The sequence below is a fragment of the Streptomyces sp. NPDC002130 genome (assembly GCF_040296465.1).
Taxonomy (GTDB): Bacteria; Actinomycetota; Actinomycetes; order Streptomycetales; family Streptomycetaceae; genus Streptomyces.
Genome location: NZ_JBEOXI010000772.1, coordinates 1 through 1,539, shown reverse-complemented (window position 1 = coordinate 1,539; position 1,539 = coordinate 1). Strand labels below are relative to the sequence as shown.

Sequence of the window (1,539 nt, the reverse complement as noted above, 5' to 3'; positions counted from 1 at the left end):
GAGGGGCCTTTCGCCGTCTGGTGCGCCGCCAGGGACTCGAACCCCGGACCCGCTGATTAAGAGTCAGCTGCTCTAACCAACTGAGCTAGCGGCGCCTGCTGACGTCGTAGACCTTAGCACCCTGGTCGGCGGGAGGAAAAATCGAAATCCGCACCGCCGAGCGGGCCGCCCGGACGGCTGCCCAGAGCAGTACCTCGGGGCCCGGGAGCCAGGGCTGACGGGTGTCGGGGGCGACGAGCCAGCGGGTGGCGGAGCGGGTTGCGGACCCGGCGGGGGTGGTGGTTGCGACAGGCGCCGGGCCGGTGGAGGAGATGCTTTCGGACGGCGCCGGACCGGTGAGATAGGTGCTCGGGGCCGGGACGGTCACCGCGTCGCCGGTGCCGTGGCACAGCAGTGGCGGGACGGCGTTTTTACAGTTGGCCACTCGGCTGTCCTGGCCGCGGTCGCGGGTGCCCCACTCCTCCCACTCCAGCAGTACGGGGAGCCGCTGAGCCGTCCCCGGGGCGGCGAACAGCAGGATCCGGCCCCGGAACTCCGCGACCGGCCCCGAGCCGGGGCCGTCGTCCCACAGCCGGTCGAGCATGCGCCGGCCGAACATCGCGGGCGCGCTGACCACGTCGAAGACCGAGCCGCAGGGCAGCACGACCGGTGCGTCCGGCCGCTCCTCCCAGAGGGCGAGCGTGCTTCGCGGATACGTTCCTGCCGAGGCGAGCCAGGCGGCCCCGTCCGGGGTGACTTCGGAGGCGTTCCATGCGCTGCTCATGGCAACCATGTCTACCCGGCGTGAGCGTGCGGTTCCCGAGGGTTGTGGGAAATCGGGACAGGAGGGGGTGGGAGGGAGTATCTTGCCCGCCTGGCATATGCCAGGTGATCGGGAAGGGCCGTCGCAGAGCCGTGTCAGGCGGTGCCGCCGGGCCCCCGGCCCTCGACGCCGCCCCGCATCAGATCCCGCCCGAACTCGACCATCTTCTTGGCGTAGTCCTCGGTCCACTCGGCCCGCTCGGCGATGTCGGCCGTCGTCAGCCGGTCGAACTTGCGCGGATCGGCCAGCTGCGCCGCCGCCATCGCCTGGAACTCCACCGCCCGGTCCGCCGCGGCCCGGAACGCCAGCGTCAGCTCCGTCGCCCGGGCCAGCAGCGCCCGGGGGTCGTCGATCGACTCGAGGTCGAAGAAGTGCTCAGGGTCGGAGGCCGCCTCCGCGGGCTCGAAGAGCAGGGGCGCGGGGCGTAGCCGCGGTTCGTTCCGACGCGGCGTGGGCTCCGCCATGTCTTCTCCTCCTCGTACGTCGCGCTGACCCTCTCGGTGGAGTGGGCCACCGTCCATTGTCTCGCGGGCGCGCAAGTGGGCATCGCGGTAGTGGGTACGGCCGCCACACCACCCGGTGTTCGTCAGGGCTTCGAGGGCGCGCCGGTTTCCGGCCAGATCACGGTCGCCACACCACCCGGTGCTCCGCCAGATGTGCCAGGACCGCGTGGTTCGCCTCCCAGCCGTCCGGGCTGCGTTCATCGGCCGCCTCCGGCGGCGTGGGGGGGGCCCGCC

2 protein-coding genes and 1 tRNA gene are annotated in these 1,539 nt (G+C 72.2%); all 3 read right to left on the bottom strand.

The window, feature by feature from the left end:
• Positions 1-18 precede the first annotated feature (18 nt).
• Positions 19-95 (bottom strand) — tRNA-Lys (locus tag ABT116_RS45370).
• The gene (locus ABT116_RS45365; protein ID WP_351646904.1) at positions 86-763 is read right to left on the bottom strand and encodes a bifunctional DNA primase/polymerase; all 678 of its coding nucleotides are present in this window, start codon (positions 761-763) and stop codon (positions 86-88) included. The genes ABT116_RS45370 and ABT116_RS45365 overlap by 10 nt, the downstream gene beginning before the upstream one ends.
• A 134-nt stretch (positions 764-897) precedes the next feature.
• Positions 898-1,266, bottom strand: a complete 369-nt coding sequence (locus ABT116_RS45360) for a DUF8844 domain-containing protein (protein WP_351646902.1) — start codon at positions 1,264-1,266, stop codon at positions 898-900.
• Positions 1,267-1,539: the final 273 nt, after the last annotated feature.